The following is a 20135-nucleotide window of genomic DNA, read 5'->3' as shown; positions in this document are numbered from 1 at the left end:
GCGTCGTCGTGCTCGCCGCCGTCGTGGCGATCGGCGCGGCGGCCCTGCGGAGCGGGGACACGCCCGGCGGCGGGCCGTCGTCGACCGACTTCACGCAGGACTCGGACCCGACCGGGATCGCCGAGCCGGTGCCCGCGCCGCACTCGCTGCAGGGCACCCGTCAGCCCGACGGCTCGGTCGTGTTCACGTGGGAGAACCCCGATCCGCAGGACGGCGACCACTACCTGTGGGGCGTGCTGCAGGCGACGGGTGAGCCGCAGCTCGCGCTGGTCGACGTGGCGACCGTGACGGTGCCGGCGGACCAGGCGGCCGCGGCCCAGGTGTGCGTCGAGGTCGCGATCGTCCGTGCCGACCGCCGCGTCTCCGACGACCCGGCGCAGGGCTGCACGCCATGAGCCGAGGGTCGCTCCGCGCACGCGCGACGACCGCCGCCGCCGTCGTGACGGTGCCGGTGCTCGTCCTCGTGCTCGCGCTGCTCGACCACGGCTTCCCGCTGGCGCGTCTCGACCTCAACGACGGTGGCGTGTGGCTGACGGCCACGAGCACGCTCCAGCTCGGTCGCTACAACGCGCAGGTCGAGGAGCTCAACGGCGGCCTGACGGCCTCCGGCAGCACGTTCGACGTCCTCCAGGACGCCGGCGACGTGCTGCTGGTCGAGCCCGGCACGGTCTCGGTGGTGGACCCGGCGACGGTCACGGCCTCCGCGACGGTCGCCGTGCCCGGGGCCACGGCGTCGATGGCGGCCGGCGTGGTCTCGCTGGTCGACGGCGACGGCAACGTCTGGGTGCGGACGCTCGGCGGGCTGGAGTCGCTGCACATCTCGACGGACCCGCCCGACCTCGAGCTCGGCGACGGCGGGGCCGCGGTCGTCACCCGCAGCGGTGCGGTGCTCGGGGTGGCGCCGAAGGACGGTGCCGTGACCCGGATCGACCTGGTCGACGGCGCCCCGCGCACGACGTCGCTCGGCAGCGTCGGCGCCGGGCCGGTCGACACGCTCTCGGCCGTCGGCGACCAGCCGGTGGTCCTCTCGGGGTCGACGGTCCGCACCCTGGGCGGGTCGACGGACGTCGACGGCGACGACCTCGTGCTGCAGGAGCCGGGTCCGGAGTCCTCCCGCGCTCTCGTCGCCAGCCGCACGGCGCTCCTGGAGGTCCCCCTCGGCGGCGGCTCGGTCACGGAGCACGTCACCCAGGGGTCGGGCCGCCCCGCCGCGCCGGTGCAGGTGGGCCGGTGCGCGCACGGCGCGTGGGCGTCGGCCGTCGGCTCCTACCTGCAGCTCTGCGACGGCGCGGACGCCCAGGTCAGCAACCTCGAGGACATGTCGAGCTCCGACGTGCTCGCGTTCCGGGTCAATCGGCAGGTCGTCGTGCTCAACGACACCCTGCGCGGACGCCTCTGGATGCCCCTGCAGGACACGGACCTGCGGGTGCCCGACTGGAAGCAGGTCGAGCCGGAGGAGCAGCCAGACCAGCAGGAGGACCAGACCGAGACGTCGGACACCACGCAGGACCTGGTCACGGAGTGCACGGGCGACTCCGCACCGCCCACGGCCGCGGACGACGAGTTCGGCGTGCGCCCGGGGCGGACCACGATCCTGCCGGTGATCGACAACGACTCCTCGTCGGACTGCGGGATCCTGGTCATCTCCGAGTTCGACCCGATCCCCGAGCAGTTCGGCCGGGTCGAGGCGATCTACGGGGGACGCGCGCTGCAGGTCGCCGTGGCCGACGGCGCGAGCGGGTCGGCCACGCTGACCTACACGATCTCGGACGGCCGGGGGACCAGCGCGACCTCGACCGCGTCGGTCCGGCTCTCGGTGCACGACGGGGCGGTCGACGCGGCACCGGTCCAGGTCCGGACGGGGTCGCTGCAGGTGGAGCAGGGTGGCCAGGCGGACCACCTGGTGCTCGCCGACTTCATGGACCCCGACGGTGACGACCTGCTGCTGGTCGGCGCGGTGGCGGACCCGGCGGCCGGCTCGGTGCGCTTCCGGCAGGACGGCTCGCTCACGTTCCGGGCCGACGGTGCGTCGCTCGGGCGCACGCAGGTGACGCTGCAGGTCTCCGACGGGACGTCCACGACGGAGGGCGTCCTCGACGTGGACGTCCGCCCCGCGGGATCGCTCGCGCCGCAGATCGACCCCGTGCACGCCGTGACGTACGTGGGCCAGCCTGTGACGCTGCACCCGTTGGACGCCGTCCGCAGCGCGTCCACCGAGCCGCCGCGCCTGGCCGGGGTGGACGACGTGGTCGGCGCCACGATCACCAGCGACCTGCAGGGTGGCACCTTCACCTTCAGCGCCGCGCGCGCCGGCACCTACTACGTGACGTTCCTCATCACGGCGGCCCCGCAGCAGGTCACGGGCCTGGCCCGCGTCGACGTGCGCGAGTGGCCGGAGACCGCCGAGCCACCCGTCGCGGTGCGGGATCAGGCCTTCCTCCCCGCCGGCGGCGAGGTCACCGTCGACCCGCTGGAGAACGACAGCGACCCGGCCGGCCGGGTGCTCGTGCTGCAGTCGGTGGAGGCCGTCGAGGGGTCGGGCCTCAGCGTCGCCGTCCTCGAGCACCACCTGGTGCAGATCCAGTCCGACCGCACCCTCACGGCGCCCGCCGTGCTGAGGTACACGGTGACCAACGGCGCCCTCAGTGCCGCCGGCGAGATCGTCGTGCACCCGGTGCCCCCGTCCGCGACGTCGCAGCCGCCGGTCGTCCCCAACGCGGAGGCGAGCGTCCGCACGGGCGGCGTGGTGACCATCCCCGTCCTCGACGGCGCCTACGACCCGGACGGCGACCGGATCACGCTGGTGCCCCAGCTGGTCGAGCCGCTGGGGGAGGGCGAGGGGCTGCTCTTCGTGTCCGGCGACGTGCTCCGGTACCAGGCGCCGGCCACGGCGATGACCGCGCACGCCACGTTCGAGGTGCAGGACGCCACCGGCAACCGCACCGCGGCGACCGTCACCGTGCACGTGCACGCGTCGGACGCCGGCGCGAAGGCCCCGCCCCGCCCCGTCGACATCGTCGCCCGGGTGTTCGAGGGCGACACGGTGCGCATCGACGTCCCGCTGGTCGGGATCGACCCCGACGGCGACGGCGTGACCCTGCTCGGGATCGCGTCGGGTCCGGCGCACGGCATCGCCAAGGCGGGTGGGCCCGACTGGATCCAGTTCGAGGCCGTGCCGGGCGACCTGGGCACCGTCGAGTTCACGTACGCGGTCGAGGACTGGGTCGGGCAGCGCGCGGTGGCGACGATCCGGGTCGGGATCGTGCCGCGGCCGACGGGCTCGGCGCCGGTGGTGGCGCGCGACGACCAGGTGACCGTGAACCCCGGCCAGCGGGTCGAGGTGCGCGTGCTGGCCAACGACGTGGACTCCAGCGGCGGCGAGCTCACCCTCGACCCCGAGCTCGTCCTGCAGCCCGCCGAGACGGACGCGACCGTCTCGGGCCGCCGGATCGTCGTGCGCGCGCCGGACACCCCCGGGGTGCTGCAGATCGCCTACACGGTCTCCAACGACCGCGGCGGGCACGACACCGCCGTGCTGACCGTGACCGTGGTGGACAACGCCCCGGTGCTGCCGCCGATCGCGCGGGACGTCGTCGTCCCCGCCCTGGACACGCTGGGCCGGACCGAGGTCTCGGTCGACGTGCTCGCGGTCGCGCAGAACCCGAGCGGCCCCCTGAGCGACCTCGCGGTGTCCGTCCCGGGCTCGCAGTCGGACGTCGCGCGGGTGACCGAGCGGGGCGACGTCGTCGTGACGCTGGTCGACCACGCGCAGACGCTCCCGTACCTGCTCACCAACACGACCGTCCCCGCCGGGACCGCGGCCTCGTACGCGTTCATCACCGTGCCGGCGCTCGGCTTCTTCCCGCCGACCCCGCGGCCGAAGGCGCCCGAGCTGCGGGTGGCGTCCGGCGAGCAGCTCGTCATCCCGCTCGACGAGCAGGTCCAGGTGGCACCGGGCCGCGTCGCGACGATCGCCGACCCGCTCGGCGTGACCGCGACGAAGTCCGACCAGACGGACCCGGTGCGCAGCCCGACGACCCTGCAGTTCACGTCCGCGCCCGGGTACGCCGGCCCGGCCTCGATCACCGTGCCCGTCACCGACGCGTCCGGCCCGGGGGACACGTCCGCGCGCACCTCCGTGATCACGCTCCAGATCACCGTCTACGCCGTCGACGACCACCCGCCGACGTTCACCCCGTCGGTCATCGACGTGTCGCCCGGCGAGGACCCGCTCACCGTCGATCTGCGGGCGTTCACCACGGGCCCGGAGGGCGCGACGCCGACGGACGACCGCTACTCCTACCAGCTGATCTCGGCGATCCCCGCGGGCTTCACGGGCGGCATCGACAAGGGCATCCTCAGCATCGCGGCCGACGAGACGACCCCCAAGGGCCGCACCGAGCAGCTCGGGGTCCGGATCGGCTACGGCCGGACGGGGTCGTTCGACCAGACCATCGACGTCCGCGTGGTGGCGAGCACGCGGCCCAAGATCCGGCTGGTGGACCGCACGATCGAGAACGGCGTGGAGGGGCGGCAGGTGACCGTCGACGTGCTCGCCGGCGCGTTCAACCCGTTCCCCGACTCCCCGATGACGGTCATCGGTGCCACCGTGGAGACCCCGGGCGCGGGCACGGCGGGTGCGTCGGCGGACTCCGTCAGCGTGCGGCCGGCCGAGGGCTTCATCGGCCAGATGGTCACGCGGTACCGGGTCCGGGACGTCACGGGCGACCCGGACCGCGAGGTCGAGGGCCGTATCACCGTCGTGGTGCGCGGCCGGCCGGCCACCCCGAGCGCGCCGCGGATCGGCGAGGTCCGGGACCGCACGGTGGTGCTGTCCTGGGACGCCCCCGACAACCGCGGGGCGCAGATCACGGGCTACCGCGTCGTCGCGAACCCCGGGAACATCGTCCGGCAGTGCTCGAGCACGACGTGCACGATCGACAACCTCACCAACGACGTGGAGTACACGTTCACGGTCGCGGCGCAGAACGACGTCGACTGGTCGGACCCGAGCCTGCCGTCCGCCACGGCCCGGCCCGACGCCGTCCCGGACGCACCCGCGGCGCCGACGCTCGACTTCGGCGACGGCTCCGTCAAGGCCACCTGGGCCGCGCCGGCCTCGACCGGGTCGCCGGTCACCGGCTACACGCTGGAGATCTCGCCCGCGCCGCTCACCGGTCCGGCTTCGGTGACCTCCGCGACCACCAGCTACACGTTCACCGGCCTGCGCAACGGCACCGCCTACTCGGTGCGGGTGCGTGCGCACAACAAGGCCCCGGATCCCAGCGGCTGGTCCCCGTCGTCGCAGCCGATGGTCCCCGCGCGAGTTCCTGACGCGCCGGACGTGACGGCGACGCCCACCGACTCGACCCTCGGCCGGGTCATCGCGATCGCGTGGACGGCGCCCAAGGACAACGGCGACGCGGTCGCGCAGTACGAGGTCGTCGTGGACGGGCCGAACGGTGCCACGTTCCCGGTCGCGGCCGGGACGCAGACGCTGACGTTCGACCAGGCGCAGACCAAGTACCCGTACCGGGTGTCGGTGCGGGCCAAGAACAAGGCGGGCTGGGGCGACCCGGGGACCGTCACCGCGTCGACGTTCGGCCTGCCGAGCGCGCCGACCACCCTGACCGCGAACGCGCCCGCGGGCGACGGCAGCATCGACCTGCGATGGTCCGCGGCGGACGACAATGGCTCGCCCGTCCGCGCCTACGTGATCCGCATGCCCGACGGGTCGGAGTCCGACGTCGGCAACCGTCTGTCGTACACGGTCCAGGGCCTGACCGGCGGCGTCGGCTACACGTTCCAGGTCCGGGCGGTGAACGCGGCCGGGTCGAGCGGGTGGGGCCCCGCGGCGAGCGCGACCGCGACCACGCCGCCGACGCAGCCGCAGATCACGACGCTCGCGGTGTCGTCGACCACCGGTCCGTGGGGCGAGCCCGCGACCGCGGCGATCGGCTGGGCCGCGTCCACGGACGGCGGCGGCGGCACGGTCACGTACTCGTACCGGCTCAGCGCGCCGGGCCACAACGTCCAGGGCACGACGACGGGCCTGAGCGCGGACGTGGACGTGAACGGCTGGATCTCCCCGGGCGGCACGACGGTGACCCTCACCGTCACGGCGACCACCACGGGCACGGGTCGCACCCTGTCCAGCGGGGCCGACAGCCAGTCGGCCGTCTGGGGCTGGGGAGCGCCGCCGGGCGCGGTGGCGAACCCGTCGCTGACGGCCGACGACGCCGCGGCACCGACCACCCTCACGGCCGCCTGGGACCCGCCCACCGACGACGGCGGCCAGAACATCTCGGGGTACCGCGTCTGCTGGGCAGCCGGCTCGGACCCCGCCGACTGCGGCTCGGACCTCAACAACAAGGCCCGCAGCGCCGACAGAACCCTGGTGAGCATGCCCGGTGCGGTCTCGGGGGCCACCGTGACGGTGACGGTCGCCGCCATCAACGGCAAGGGTGTGGGCGCGACGACCACGCTGACCTACACCGTGCCCTAGCACCGCCCGCCACCGACCAGGCCACCGACCGTGCCACCGACCGTGCCATCGACCTCGCAGCACCGAGACGGAGAGACCCCCACATGACCCCCGAGCAGAGCATCTGGTTCGCCGAGACGTTCGACGCGCTCGTGTCCAACGTCGGTCTGGCGCTGCTCGGCAAGGAGCACACGGTGCGGCTCGCGCTCACCGCGATGGTCGCCGAGGGGCACCTGCTGCTCGAGGACGCACCGGGCACCGGCAAGACGTCGCTGGCCAAGGCACTCGCGGCGACCGTGCAGGGCAGCCACCACCGCATCCAGTTCACGCCGGACCTGCTGCCGTCGGACGTGACGGGCGTGACGATCTACGACCAGAGCACGCACCGGTTCGAGTTCCACCCGGGCCCGATCTTCGCGTCCGTGGTGCTGGCCGACGAGATCAACCGCGCCTCGCCCAAGACGCAGGCCGCGCTCCTCGAGGTCATGGAGGAGGGCAACATCACCGTCGACGGTGTCACGCACCCGGTGGGTCGGCCGTTCATGGTCATCGCGACGCAGAACCCCATCGAGCAGGCCGGCACGTACCGGCTGCCGGAGGCGCAGCTGGACCGCTTCCTCATCAAGACGTCGCTCGGCTACCCGGACCGCGCGTCGACCATCGAGATCCTCGCCGGCGCCAAGGACCGCACGACCAACCTGACCCCGCGGATCACCACGCAGGCGGTCGGCACGATGGCGGACATGGCGCAGACGGTGCACATCGACGAGGTCGTCCTCGACTACGTCGCACGGCTCACCGAGGCGACGCGCGACGACTCCCAGACCGCGATCGGCGCCAGCGTCCGCGGCGGCCTGGCGCTCGTGCGCACCGCGAAGGTGTGGGCCGCGGCCGCCGGTCGTGAGTACGTCATCCCGGACGACGTGAAGGACCTCGCCCAGCCGGTGCTCGCGCACCGCCTGCTGCTCGACACCGAGGCCGAGTTCGCCGGCGTCACCGCGACCGAGATCCTCGCCCGGATCCTCGAGACCACGGCACCGCCGGCCCTGCGGGTGGCCTGATCGTGGGTCTGCGGGTCTCGCCGATCGGGTGGGGGGTCGCCGCGCTGGCGGCCCTCGGCCTCGTGCTGGGCCGGTGGACCGGGTGGCTGGAGCTCGCGACGGTCGGCGCCGCGCTGACGGCGGTGCTGGTGGTGTCGCTGCTGATGACGGCGGGTCGGGCCCGCTACGCGATCACGCTCGACATGGCCGACCGCCGGGTCAAGGTGGGGGAGCGCGCCCTGGGCCGCCTCGAGGTGCGCAACGTGGCCCGTCGCCGGTCGCTGCCGTCGCGCGTCGAGCTGCCGGTCGGTGCCGCGGTGGCCGAGTTCGGGGTGCCCGCGCTGAGCCCGGACGCCACGCACGACGACCTGTTCGCCATCCCGACCGCCCGCCGCGCGGTGATCGTCGTGGGCCCGGTGCGGTCGGTCCGCGGCGACCCGTTCGGTCTCGCGCGGCGCAGCGTGCGCTGGACGCGACCGGTCGAGCTGTTCGTGCACCCGCTGCTGGTCTCGCTGGCGGGCGCGAGCGCGGGCCTGCTTCGCGACCTCGAGGGGCAGGCGACGCGCGACCTGTCCGACTCCGACCTCTCCTTCCACGCCCTGCGCGACTACGTGGCGGGCGACGACCGCCGGTACATCCACTGGCGGACGACGGCCCGCCGCGGCAGCCTCATGGTCAAGCAGTTCGAGGACACGCGGCGCACCACGACCGCCCTGGCGCTGGCCACCGACCCCCGGGACTACGCCTCGGACGACGAGCTCGAGCTCGCGGTGTCGGTGCTCGCGTCCGTCGGCGTGCAGACCATCCGCGAGGAGCGTGACCTCGTCGTGCTGGCCGGCCCGGGCCGGCTGCGGGTCGAGACCCCGCCCCTCCTGCTGGACGACTGCTCGGGGATCGCGCTGGCGGCGTCCGGCGCGGGTGCGACGCTCCTCGGTCGGCGCGTGGTCCGGGAGGCGCCGGAGGCGTCTGTCGCGATGCTCATCACGGGCTCGATGCCCAGCGACACCGACCTGCGCCTCGGCGCCCGGCACGTGCCTGTCGGCACGCGGACGGTCGTCGTGCGGTGCACGCCCGGCGCCGACGTCGCCGTCCGCACGCAGGGCTCGCTGAGCCTCGCGACGATCGGCCGCCTCGACGACCTGCCCCGGCTCCTGCGGCGCGTGACGGCATGACCCGGTCGCCCGGTCGCGCGGCCGTCGACGTCGTCTGCCTCGTCGGCACCCTGGCCGTGGCCCTGACGCCGCTGCTCGAGGTGTACGGCGGCACGACCGCCCTGCCGGCGCTCGTCGGCGGGCTCCTGCTGGGCGCCACGATCTCGGCGCTCGGCGCAGCCCGCCGCTGGTCCGCGATCACCGTGGTCGCGGTGCTCGTGGTCGTCTACGTGCTGGCCGGCGGTGCGCTGGCGGCGCCGAGCACGACGATCGCGGGGATCGTGCCGACGCCGCAGACCGCGCTCGAGCTGGCCCGGGGCGCGGCGTCGACGTGGAAGCAGGTGCTCACGCTGCAGCCACCGGTCGGCTCCGGCGGCACGCTGCTGGTCGCGATGTACTTCCTCGCCCTGGTCGGGTCGGCGATCGCGGTCTCGCTGGCGCTCCGGCTCCGCAACGGCGCGACGGCCGCGTCGGCGGCGCTGGTGCCCGTGGCCGTGACGATCGCGGTGATCGTGCTGGGCACCCGTCGCCCGACCGTCCCGCCCGTGCTCACCGGCCTGGTCCTCGTCGTCGTGCTGCTGCCCTGGGCGTCCTGGCGCGCCGGCCTGCTGCGTGCCCGGCGCGTCATCGCCACGGGCCTGCTCGCCGTGGTCGCGGTGGGCGCCGGCGTGCTCGGCGCGCCCGTCGTCGCCGGCGGCACCGACCGCCTCGTGGTGCGCGACGAGATCGTCCCGCCGTTCGACCCGCGGGACTACCCGAGCCCCCTGGCCGCCTTCCGCGAGTACGTGAAGCAGGAGGCCGACACGACCCTCTTCACGGTGTCCGGGCTGCCCCAGGGAGCCCGCGTACGGCTGGCCACGATGGACCGGTACGACGGGGTCGTCTGGAACGTGGCCGGCGACGGGTCCGCGGAGGCGTCGGGCGAGTTCCGCCGCGTCGGCGACCAGATCGACACGACGGTCCGAGGCGACCAGGCGCACGTCGAGTTCACCATCGACGCCCTGAGCGGGGTGTGGCTGCCGACGGTCGGCCAGGCCACGTCGTTCGACGTCCCCGACCCGGACGCGGCCAGTGCCCTGCGCTACAACGACGCGACCGGTGGGGCCGTGCTGACCGGCGGCGTGCGGCACGGCCTGCAGTACGGCGTCGACGTCGTGGTGCCGCGGGACCCGGACGACGCCGAGATCGGCCGAGCGCCCGCGTCCGACATGGCCCAGCCGGCGCTGACCGGCGCGCCGGACATCGCCGCGGTGACCGCCGCGGACGTCGCCCGGGACGCCGGCAGCCCCGTGCAGATCAGCCGGGCGCTGGCCACCTGGCTCTCGGAGGAGGGCTTCTTCAGCCACGGCATGGAGGTGTCGGGCACGGAGTCGTTGTCCGGGCACGGCGCCGCGCGGATCACCACCCTGCTGGGCGGGGACCTCATGGTGGGCGACGGTGAGCAGTACGCCGCGGCGATGGCCCTCATGGTGCGCGGGATGGGCCTGCCGGCCCGGGTGGTCCTGGGGTTCGCGCCCGACGCCGGCACGGGGGAGAGCGCCGGCGACGGTCCCGTCGCGGTGACGGGCAAGGACATCCAGGCGTGGGTCGAGGTCGCGTTCCAGGGCTACGGCTGGGTGCCGTTCGACCCGACGCCGCCGCCGGAGCAGACGCCGCAGCAGGAGGACCAGCACAAGCCCTCCGAGCCGAACCCGCAGGTCGTCCAGCCGCCGCCGCCCCCGCCCGCCGCGGTGACGCCGCCGGACGAGGACACCGAGCAGCCGCAGACGGACGACCCCGACACGGGCGACGACGCCAACGCCCTGTGGTGGCGGATCGCCCGCGTGGCGGGGGTCGTCAGCATCCCGCTCGCGCTGCTGGCCGCCCCGCTGGTGCTCATCGTCGCGCTCAAGGCCGGCCGTCGTCGTCGCCGCCGCCGCAGCACCGATCCCGTCGTCCGCGTGGCCGGCGGCTGGGACGAGGTTCTCGACGCCGCGCGGGACCTGCGCCGCCCGGCCGGCCGGCTGGCGACGCGCAACGAGTCCGCACGCACGCTGGCCGCGTCGTTCGCCGATGCCCCCGACGGAGCCGTGGTCGCCGCCCGGGTGGGTGCGCTGGCGCGCTCCGCCGACCAGGCGGTGTTCAGCCCCGGCGCTCCGAGCGCCGCGCAGGCCACCGCATACTGGGCAGACGTCCAGGTGACGGTGGACGCCATGGCGCACAGCGTCGGCTGGCGTCGCCGGGTGCGCGCCCGCGTGTCCACCGCGTCGCTGCGAGACCGTCGCCGACGACGTCCGAAGGGAACCTCATGAGAACCCAGGGAGGCCGGGTGCCCGAGCTCGACGTCGCCGGCGGCCACGAGGCTCCGCCCGCGACCCTGGGCCGGCGGTTCGCCGCCGGCCTGATCGACGGTGTGCTGCTGGTCGCGGTCCTGACGCTCGGCCTGCTCGCCGACGAGCGGCTGCTCGTGGTCGCCGCGGCCGCGCTCGCGCTGGTCGTCGTCGCGGTCCAGTGGGTGCTCCACGGCTGGCTGGGGTGGACCGTCGGGCGGCGCGCGACCGGGATCCGGACGCTCGACGTGGAGACCCGTCGTCCGATCGGCATGGCGCGGGTGCTGCTGCGCGGGCTCGTGGTCGCCGCGGGTCTGCTGGCGCTGGGCGTGGGCGTGCTGCTCGTGCTGGTCTCGCCGACGTTCGACCGCACGGGCCGTCGGCGAGGGTGGCACGACCTGGCTGCCGGGGACGAGGTCCTCGACGTCCGGTCGGCCCCCCTCGAGCCGGTGGCCGAGCTCCCGCGCGCCGAGCGCGCCCCCGTCCCCGTCCCGGCTGCCCCGCCGCGTCGCGTGACGGCCGTGCCGGGGTGGGCCGTCGCCGCACCGCCGGCCGACGCCGGGACCGCGTTGCTCGACGTCCTCCTGGAGGAGGGCCGGCCCGCGGGGCTCGTCCTCGCGCCCGTCTCGCCGCAGCGCAGCGGGCCCGACCTCGACACCCGGGCCACGCCGGTCGTCCGGCAGGTCGGCCTCAGCTACGGCCTCGCGCCCGAGCTCGAGATGACCCGTCCGGCAGGCCCCCGGGACGACCTGCTCGCGCTGCCCGTGGACTCGGTCGCGGTCGACCGGGCGGTGGCGGAGGTCGAGCTCCTGGACGGTCGCCGGATCATCATCGAGCGCACCGCGCTGGTCGGGCGCAACCCGGCGTCGGACGCGGACGTCCAGCTGGTCCGCGTGGTGGACCCGGGGCGGTCCGTCTCCAAGACCCACCTGCAGATCGGGGTCGAGCCCGGCGGCGTCTGGGTCGCGGACCGCGGCTCGACCAACGGCACGGTCGTCACGCTGCCGGACGGCGGCCAGGTGGTGTGCCGCGTCGACCAGCAGGTGCGCCTGCGGGTCGGCTCCACGGTCACGTTCGGCGACTGCGCGCTGCGCCTCGTCCGGGCTCCGGGGACGCAGCCGGTGTCCTAGAGTCGGGGGCATGGCGGACCGGCGCCTGGCTGCACGGATGCAGCTCGTCGAGATCGAGGACGCCTCGACCACGACGCCTCGGCCGCGCCATCCCGACGACGAGCCGCCGCCAGGCCTCCCGCCCGCCGGTGAGCACCCGCTGCGGCGCTGGTGGCCCGTCGCCGTGCTCGCTGTGCTGTGCCTGGTCGCGGCGGCCATGGTCGCGTCCGCGCGGGACCGTGCCTTCGTCGCCCGCATCGCCGCCGTGCCGGGGATGGTGCGGCCGCTGGACTCGGCGCCCACGCGGCTCTGGGACGTCGAGGGTCGCACGATCAACGGCACCGTGCTGGCCGCCGACGGGTCGCTCGTCGTCCTCGCGGAGGGCGAGGACTCGTGGGACGTCACGGCGCACGACCCGACGACGGGGGCGACCCGGTGGAGCGTGCCGGTGGCGCCGGCCCCCCGCTCGGGCTTCGAGAGCGCGGCCGTCCTCTGTCCCGCGCAGAGCTCCGATGCCGGCTCGCTCGTGCTCTGCCTCGTGCGCGAGCCGCAGGTCGTGTACTCCGCCGACGCCTCGATCCAGGAGGCGCCGCACATCACGGTCCTCCCGCTGTCCGCACGGGACGGCACGCGGACGGGCGGGTGGGAGATCCGCGGGGCGGTCGTCGGGGTCGAGCGGGTGGACGACGACCTGGTGATCGGCGAGCTGCAGGACGACGGGCACTTGAAGGTGGAGCGTCGCAACGGTCGCTCGGGCGCGGTGGTGTGGTCCTACGTCTCGCCCGGGGTGATGGCCCAGCTGCTGTCCGCGTCCGTCACGGTCACCCCGCCGTTCGTCGTGCTCGACGGCGAGTCCACGATCGTGCTCGACGCCGCGGGCGGACGCACGGTGTTCGAGGGCGCCAGGTTCAGCAGCTTCGAGATCGGCAGCGTCGGCGACCGGTTCGCGACGTGGGCGCCCGTGGGCGGCGGGCTGATGCACGGCGCCGACGGGGCCGCGCTCTACCCGGTGGCGGGCCTGCCGGTCCAGCTGACCGCGAACGACGGCTCGGAGCCCACCCTGGCCGTCGTGGACGAGGGACCGCAGGTGGCGGCCGTGGACCTGTCGTCGGGGGCCGACGTCTGGCGCACACCGACGATCCTCGACCCGAACGTGCTGGTGCGGCACCGGCTCGTGGCGTCCGGCGCGGGCAGCTACGGCGTGCTGGATGCGGGCGACGGCAGGATGCTGTGGTCCGTGGACACCGGTGATCTGCTTGTCTGGTCGCCGCTCTCGGACGGCACGATGGTCCTCGGCCCGGGGAGCTCCCCGGACGGGCGGCCGGAGCTGTGGGGGCTGGCGCTCGACGACGGCGTGCGCAGCTGGGCCGTCCCGCTGCCCGAGCACGTGCAGCACGTCGACGCGGTCGGCGGCCACGTGGTCGTGCGGACCGCGAACGACCTGATCGTGTACGGCTGACCGCGGTGGCGACGAGCGGGCTCAAGACCCCGATGCAGCGGGTGCGTCTCGACGAGGACGAGGCCGCGGTCGTCGAGCCGATGCCCTCGGGCGCGCAGCGACTGCGGGGCTGGGTGGGTCGTCGGCCCGGACGGGCCGTCGCGGTGGCCGTCGCCGTGGTCGTCGTGCTGGCGACGGCGCTCGTCGGGGTCCCGCGCTGGTCCGCCGGACGGGAGCGTGCCGAGGTCCTGGGCGAGGCCGCGTTCCCGGGTGCCGTCCGCGCGCTCGAGGACGCGCCGCGCGCACGCTGGTCGGCGGCGGTCGACGGCTCCGTCACGCCCGTGCTCGTCGGCGACGTCATCGTGGCCACCGCCGGGGCGCAGGGAGAGGACCGCCGGCTCGTCGGCCTGGACGTCGTGGGCGGCCGGCCGCTGTGGTCCCTGGCCCTGCCCGCGACGCCCGTCCCGGAGAACGTCCTGTGCCGACCGCTCGACGGCCTGCTCGCGTGCGTCGTCGGTCCGGCGCCTCCCACCGACCAGCAGCTCCTCGAGCCGCCGGACGCCACCGGTGACGAGGGCGCGGCCGCGGTCCTGGTCGTCGACCCGAGCGACGGGACCGTGCTGTCCCGCAGCACGACGCCCGGGTGGATCGTCGCCACGGCCCAGGCCGGGACCGACCTCGTGGTCGCCACCTACGCGTGGGGGATGCTCACGGTCCGCCGGGTCGACCCGGCGACGGGGGAGGCCCGGTGGGTGACCCAGCGATGGTCCACCTTCCAGTCGGCGTCGAACGGCCGGGTCTCGATGACGGCCGCCGCGGGGCTCGTCTTCGCCGCGGGGAACGACGTGACCCTCGTGCTCGACGCGGTCACGGGCAAGCGGCTCCCGCGGCCGGCGGGGGCGACGGTCGCGGACCAGACCCGGCTGCTCGACGACGGGACGCTCGTGCGGACCCGCTACCGGCTGCGCGACGCCGGCGTGGACGCCGTCTCGGAGCTGTCGACCGGGAAGGGCGCCACGTGGGCCACGGTGCAGGGCGTGCTCGCGGCGCCGGCCGCCAGCGACGGCACGTCGGGCCTGGTGTTCGGCGCGGGCGGGCTGGCGGCGCAGACGGAGGGAGGTCGGGTCCGCGCGTACGACCGGGCGACCGGGGAGGCCGTCTGGCTCGCGGACGCACCGGCCTCCGAGGTCGCCGTGGACGCCGCCGACCGGGTGGTGCTGCGCGGCGGCAGCCACCTCGTCGGCCTCGAGGCGGCGACCGGGTCGCAGGTCTGGGCGCTGTCGTTCGGCCCGTCGGTGCGGCGGACGTTCACCGACGGCCGGCGCGTCGTCGTCGAGCACGAGACGGCCGACGGTACCCCGGTCCTGACCGCCGTCTCGCTCGACCGGGGGACCGACGAGTGGGACATGGTGTTCCCGATCGGGACCTCGCGCGCCGTCCGGCTGGGCTCCCACTTGTACGCGCTGGGCGACGACACGCTGGTGGCGCTGCGGTGAGACCGGCTTGCACCGGGCCCCGAGTGTGGGGGTACGGTGACTTCGTGCTCGCAGTCACCCTCCTTCTTCGCTGCCGCGACGAGGCCCTCTAGGCCGCATCCTCGTCGCGGTGTCGTGTGTGCCGGCTGACTCCCCGCCGAACCGCCCGAAGGACGAGAAGACCATGACCTACCTGGAGACGAGCGCACAGCAGCCGTCGTCGATGCCGGTGCACAAGTACCGCCCCTTCCACGAGCAGATCCGTGTCGAGCTGCCCGACCGTCGCTGGCCCGACAAGCGCGTCACGCAGGCACCCCGCTGGTGCGCCGTGGACCTGCGCGACGGGAACCAGGCGCTGATCGAGCCGATGAACCCCGCCCGCAAGCTCGAGATGTTCGAGCTGCTGGTGCAGATGGGCTTCAAGGAGATCGAGGTGGGCTTCCCGTCCGCCTCGCAGACCGACTTCGACTTCGTGCGGATGCTCATCGAGGAGAACCGCATCCCCGACGACGTCGTCATCCAGGTGCTGACGCAGGCGCGAGAGCACCTCATCGAGCGCACGTACGAGGCGATCGCGGGCGCCAAGCAGGCGATCGTGCACCTGTACAACTCGACGTCCACCCTGCAGCGCGAGGTCGTGTTCCGCTCGGACGAGGACGGCATCGTCGACATCGCCGTCTCCGGCGCCCGGTTCTGCAAGAAGTACGAGGAGCTCGTCCCGGACACGGACGTGTACTACGAGTACTCGCCCGAGTCGTACACCGGCACCGAGCTGGAGTACGCGCTCCGCATCTGCAACGCGGTGCTCGAGGTGCTGGAGCCGACGCCGGACCGCAAGGTGATCATCAACCTGCCGGCCACGGTCGAGATGGCGACGCCCAACGTGTACGCCGACTCGATCGAGTGGATGAGCCGCAACCTGCGCTACCGCGAGAGCGTCGTGCTGTCGCTGCACCCGCACAACGACCGTGGCACGGCCGTCGCCGCCGCCGAGCTGGGCTACCTGGCCGGGGCCGACCGCATCGAGGGCTGCCTGTTCGGCAACGGCGAGCGCACCGGCAACGTCTGCCTGGTGACCCTGGGCATGAACCTGTTCAGCCAGGGCGTGGACCCGCAGCTGGACTTCTCCGACATCGACCACATCCGGCGGACCGTCGAGCGCTGCAACCAGCTGCCCGTCAACGAGCGGCACCCGTACGGCGGGGACCTGGTGTTCACCGCGTTCTCCGGGTCGCACCAGGACGCGATCAAGAAGGGTCTGACGGCCCTCGAGGAGTCGGCGGAGCGCCAGGGCAAGACGGTCGACGACGTCGTGTGGGCCGTGCCGTACCTGCCGATCGACCCGAAGGACGTCGGCCGGTCGTACGAGGCGATCATCCGCGTGAACTCGCAGTCCGGTAAGGGCGGCATCTCCTACCTGATGAAGTCCGAGAAGGACCTGGACCTGCCGCGCCGGCTGCAGATCGAGTTCTCGCAGGTCGTGCAGAAGCACACCGACCAGCACGGCACCGAGGTCACGGCCGACGAGCTGTGGCACATCTTCAACGACGAGTACCTGCCGGTCGAGCCGGGCAGCCCGTTCGCGCCGTGGGGCCGGTTCTCGCTGCGCGGCACGCGGGGGACCAGCGTCGAGGACGGTCCCGACACCCTCGAGGTCGACCTCGTTGACCGCGGCGTCCGGCGCACGCTCGAGGGCTCCGGCAACGGTCCGGTCGCCGCGTTCGTCGCGGCCGTGAAGACCCTCGGGGTCGACGTGGCCGTGCTGGACTACGCCGAGCACGCCCTCTCGTCGGGCGGGGACGCCACGGCCGCCGCGTACGTCGAGTGCGCGATCGGCGACGAGATCCTCTGGGGCGTCGGCATCGACCCCTCGATCACGACCGCCTCGCTGAAGGCGATCATCTCGGCCGTCAACCGGCACGAGCGCTGACCTCGCCGCGCTGACCTCCTGGCCCTGCCCCGCGGCCGCGACACCGCCTGCCGCCCCGGGGCGCGCCCGGCCGTCCGTCGGGGACCCCGACGACGACCGCGCGACCGCTCGCGCCGCCGACCCTCGCCCGCTGACCCGTCACCACCCTCGACGGATGCGGGGTGACGAGGTGTCGGCGGCGCGGCCGGGTCGGGCCTCCGGTCTTGCCGGTCCGGTCTACGGTGGCTGCCGTGCGCTTCCAGGTCGTCCCCGCCGCCTACGTCGTCCTTCGTCGCGACGACCAGGTCCTGCTCCAGCTGCGGCGCGGGACCGGCTACATGGACGGGCACTGGGCGTGTGCGGCCGCCGGGCACGTCGAGCGCGACGAGTCTGTGGTCGCCGCCGCGGTCCGCGAGGCGCGCGAGGAGCTCGGCATCGACGTCGATCCCGCCGACCTCGTCGGGCTGACGGGGATGCATCGGTCGAACGGGACCGGCGACCCGATCGACGAGCGCGTGGACTGGTTCTTCGAGTGCCGCCGATGGACGGGCGCTCCCGCTCTGCAGGAGCCCGACAAGGCCGCTGACCTGCGGTGGTTCGCCCTCGACGCGCTGCCCGACCCCGTCGTGCCGCACGAGGGGGCGGTGCTGGACGCGCTCGCGCACGGCGGCGTGCCGGCGGTCATGACCTTCGGGTTCTGACCTCTCCTTGCGGCGCGCGGCTCAGATTCAGGCTGTGGACAAACCTGGTGGTTCGAACATACGTTCGATAGAATCGCGTTGTGACCACCACTCGGGCCGAGACGACGCGCGACGCGATTGCGCCGGGCGGCGCTGCGTGCGCGTGTCTCGCGGCGGAACGCGACAACGCCGCGGTCAGCGCATGTGACACTCCCGCGCTCGGCGTGAACGTGGCGGCGTTCGCGGTCTCCTCGTCCTCCGCGGCCACCCCGGATGCCGCAGTTTGCCCCACGCCCCTCGACGCGAGCGAGGTAGGGCGGTGGCGTCGCGAGCTCATGCGAGGGCTCGACGGTGTGCAGGAGCAGGCTCACGGCTGGCGGGTGCGGATGGGGTCGGATGCCCACGAAGGCATCGAGGAGCCCGGCGATCTCCTGGAGAGCGGCAGCGTTGCCGACGGTGGTGCCGTGGAGCCGAGCGCGGCGCTGGTGGAGCTGATCGCCGGGCTCGAGGGACTCAAGTCGGCGGCGTGTGCGCTCCAGGCGGAGGCGGCGGTCGCTCTCGACCGTGCGGAGAGGGAGCGGCAGGCGCGCGCTGGCGTGCCGACGAGGCGGCGTGGACTGGGTGTCGCCGCGCAGGTGGGCCTGGCGCGGCGCGAGTCGCCGCACCGGGGTGCGGCTCTGCTCGGAGCCGCAACGGCGTGGCTCTCGGAGATGCCGCACACGTTCGGAGCCCTGCGTGCGGGATACGTCTCGGAGCACACCGCGATGCTGCTGGTCCAGGAGACCGCCTGCCTGGAGGTCGAGGATCGCCGCGAGGTCGATGCGCTGCTCTGCGCCGATCCCTCGGCTCTGGTGGGTGTCGGGACCCGGCAGCTCGTGGCCTCGGCCCGGGGGCACGCGGCGCGTCTCGATCCGTCCGCCGTCGTGCGGCGAGCCCGGCGCGCGGCGTCGGAGCGCTGCGTGACGTTGCGGCCGGCCCCGGACACGATGACGTACCTCACGGCGCTGCTTCCTGTGGCGCAAGGTGTGGCCGTCTACGCGGCACTCTGTCGCGCGGCCGACGCGGCGGTTGCCGCCGGCGTCCCGGAGGACCCACCGGACGCGGGGAATCATGTCGGGCGGGCGGCAGCGCGCCGGGGTCGCGGGCAGATCATGGCGGACACCCTGGTGGAGCTCATCACCGGTCAGTCGAGCGCGTCGGCCGTGCCCATCACGGTGAACCTCGTGCTCAGTGACTCGGCGTTGCTCGGCGCCGGGCACGAGTCCGCGCACCTGCCCGGTGGTGGCCCGGTGCCCGCGCAGGTGGCCAGGGAGCTCGTAGCCGCCGGGATCGACGCCGACGCGGCCTGGCTGCGGCGGTTGTACGCCGATCCCGGAGGCGACCTGGTCGCGATGACCTCCCGCTCGCGGTTCCATCCTGACGGCTTGGCCGAGTTCCTACGGATCCGCGACCAGGGGATCTGCCGAACGCCCTACTGCGGGGCACCCGGCCGGCACATCGACCACATCGTCCCGGCCGCCTCCGGTGGGGCGACCACTGCCGACAATGGCGAAGGCCTCTGTGTCGCCTGCAACCTGGCGAAGGAGGCACCGGGGTGGTCGCGCTGGCCGGTCCAGCGGGCCGGACCCGGCCACACGGTGCTGACGACGACGCCCACCGGTCACCAGTACCTGAGTCGAGCCCCGAGCCCGCCACTACCGAGCCGGTCGAGCTCCGGCGCCGGTATGCGAGTGCCACCCCGCCGTCGGTCGGTCGAGGGTACGAGCGGCGGTTCGGGGATCGCCGCGGACGTCCGCGGGCGAGACGAGCGATCCGCGACCGTTGCACGCGAAAGGCGTCCGGCGGTCGGTACGGCAGCACGCGAACGCGACGGGCATTCGGTGATCGACGCGTGCTTCTCGGCGCTCGTCGCCGAGTACGCGGACTTCGCCGCCTGATCGGCGCCGCTCGCACCCGCGCGCCGACGTGGTCTGTCGGTGGTGCGGGGGACAATGGCGCAGTGAGCCTCTACCGCGACGAGGCGATCGTGCTGCGCACCCACAAGCTGGGGGAGGCCGACCGCATCGTCACCCTCCTGACCCGGTCGCACGGCAAGGTCCGTGCCGTCGGCAAGGGTGTGCGCCGCACCAGCTCCAAGTTCGGGTCGCGGCTCGAGCCGTTCATGTACGTCGACCTGCAGCTGAGCACGGGCCGCAACCTCGACATCGTCACGCAGGCCGAGACGCTGGGGCCGTTCGGGCGGCGGATCTGCGAGGACTACACGCTCTACACCGCCGGCACGGTGATGCTCGAGACGGCGGACCGCCTGGTCGAGGCCGAGCACGAGCCGTCGCTGCAGCAGTACTGGCTGCTGGTCGGCGCGGTGAAGGCGCTGGCCTATCGCGACCACGCCCCGGGTCTGGTGCTCGACTCGTACCTGCTGCGGGCGCTCGCCATGGCCGGGTGGGCGCCCAGCTTCACGGACTGCGCGCGCTGCGGCGAGCCCGGTCCGCACACCGCCTTCGCGGTCGCGTCGGGCGGGGCCGTGTGCCGCGCGTGCC

The 20135-nt window shown here is 74.3% G+C and carries 11 protein-coding genes and 1 pseudogene; all 12 read left to right on the top strand.

Annotation, left to right across the window (positions count from 1 at the left end):
- Nucleotides 1-395 (top strand): annotated as a pseudogene (locus ACXJKG_RS09470) (serine/threonine-protein kinase); the annotation flags it as partial.
- Nucleotides 392-6505 carry a fibronectin type III domain-containing protein gene (locus ACXJKG_RS09465; RefSeq protein WP_456845512.1) on the top strand — a complete coding sequence of 2038 codons (6114 nt, stop codon included), beginning with the start codon at nucleotides 392-394 and terminating at the stop codon, nucleotides 6503-6505. The pseudogene ACXJKG_RS09470 and the gene ACXJKG_RS09465, both read left to right, overlap by 4 nt.
- Nucleotides 6506-6588: 83 nt before the next feature.
- Nucleotides 6589-7545, top strand: a complete 957-nt coding sequence (locus ACXJKG_RS09460; protein WP_456845511.1) for an AAA family ATPase — start codon at nucleotides 6589-6591, stop codon at nucleotides 7543-7545.
- A 2-nt stretch (nucleotides 7546-7547) separates the two neighbouring features.
- Complete coding sequence (locus ACXJKG_RS09455; protein WP_456845510.1) at nucleotides 7548-8696, top strand: DUF58 domain-containing protein; 1149 nt, start codon at nucleotides 7548-7550, stop codon at nucleotides 8694-8696.
- Nucleotides 8693-10966, top strand: a complete 2274-nt coding sequence (locus ACXJKG_RS09450) for a transglutaminase family protein (protein ID WP_456845509.1) — start codon at nucleotides 8693-8695, stop codon at nucleotides 10964-10966. Before ACXJKG_RS09455 ends, ACXJKG_RS09450 begins: the two co-directional genes overlap by 4 nt.
- A 17-nt stretch (nucleotides 10967-10983) precedes the next feature.
- Nucleotides 10984-12114, top strand: coding sequence for an RDD family protein (locus ACXJKG_RS09445; protein ID WP_456845508.1), 1131 nt, complete (start codon nucleotides 10984-10986; stop codon nucleotides 12112-12114).
- A 10-nt stretch (nucleotides 12115-12124) separates the two neighbouring features.
- Nucleotides 12125-13552 carry an outer membrane protein assembly factor BamB family protein gene (locus tag ACXJKG_RS09440; protein ID WP_456845507.1) on the top strand — a complete coding sequence of 476 codons (1428 nt, stop codon included), beginning with the start codon at nucleotides 12125-12127 and terminating at the stop codon, nucleotides 13550-13552.
- A gap of 5 nt (nucleotides 13553-13557) precedes the next feature.
- Nucleotides 13558-15027 carry an outer membrane protein assembly factor BamB family protein gene (locus tag ACXJKG_RS09435; protein WP_456845506.1) on the top strand — a complete coding sequence of 490 codons (1470 nt, stop codon included), beginning with the start codon at nucleotides 13558-13560 and terminating at the stop codon, nucleotides 15025-15027.
- Between the two features lie 163 nt (nucleotides 15028-15190).
- Nucleotides 15191-16936, top strand: a complete 1746-nt coding sequence (gene leuA / locus ACXJKG_RS09430) for a 2-isopropylmalate synthase (protein ID WP_456845513.1) — start codon at nucleotides 15191-15193, stop codon at nucleotides 16934-16936.
- Between the two features lie 230 nt (nucleotides 16937-17166).
- Complete coding sequence (locus ACXJKG_RS09425) at nucleotides 17167-17616, top strand: NUDIX hydrolase (protein WP_456845505.1); 450 nt, start codon at nucleotides 17167-17169, stop codon at nucleotides 17614-17616.
- 443 nt (nucleotides 17617-18059) lie between these two features.
- On the top strand, nucleotides 18060-19532 hold the full coding sequence (locus ACXJKG_RS09420; RefSeq protein WP_456845504.1) for an HNH endonuclease: 1473 nt from the start codon (nucleotides 18060-18062) through the stop codon (nucleotides 19530-19532).
- 62 nt (nucleotides 19533-19594) lie between these two features.
- Nucleotides 19595-20135: DNA repair protein RecO (gene recO / locus ACXJKG_RS09415; protein WP_456845503.1), on the top strand; the 541-nt coding region annotated here is incomplete at its 3' end.

The sequence above is a fragment of the Cellulomonas sp. P5_C6 genome (assembly GCF_054049635.1).
This window is presented reverse-complemented; position numbering and strand designations above follow the sequence as displayed.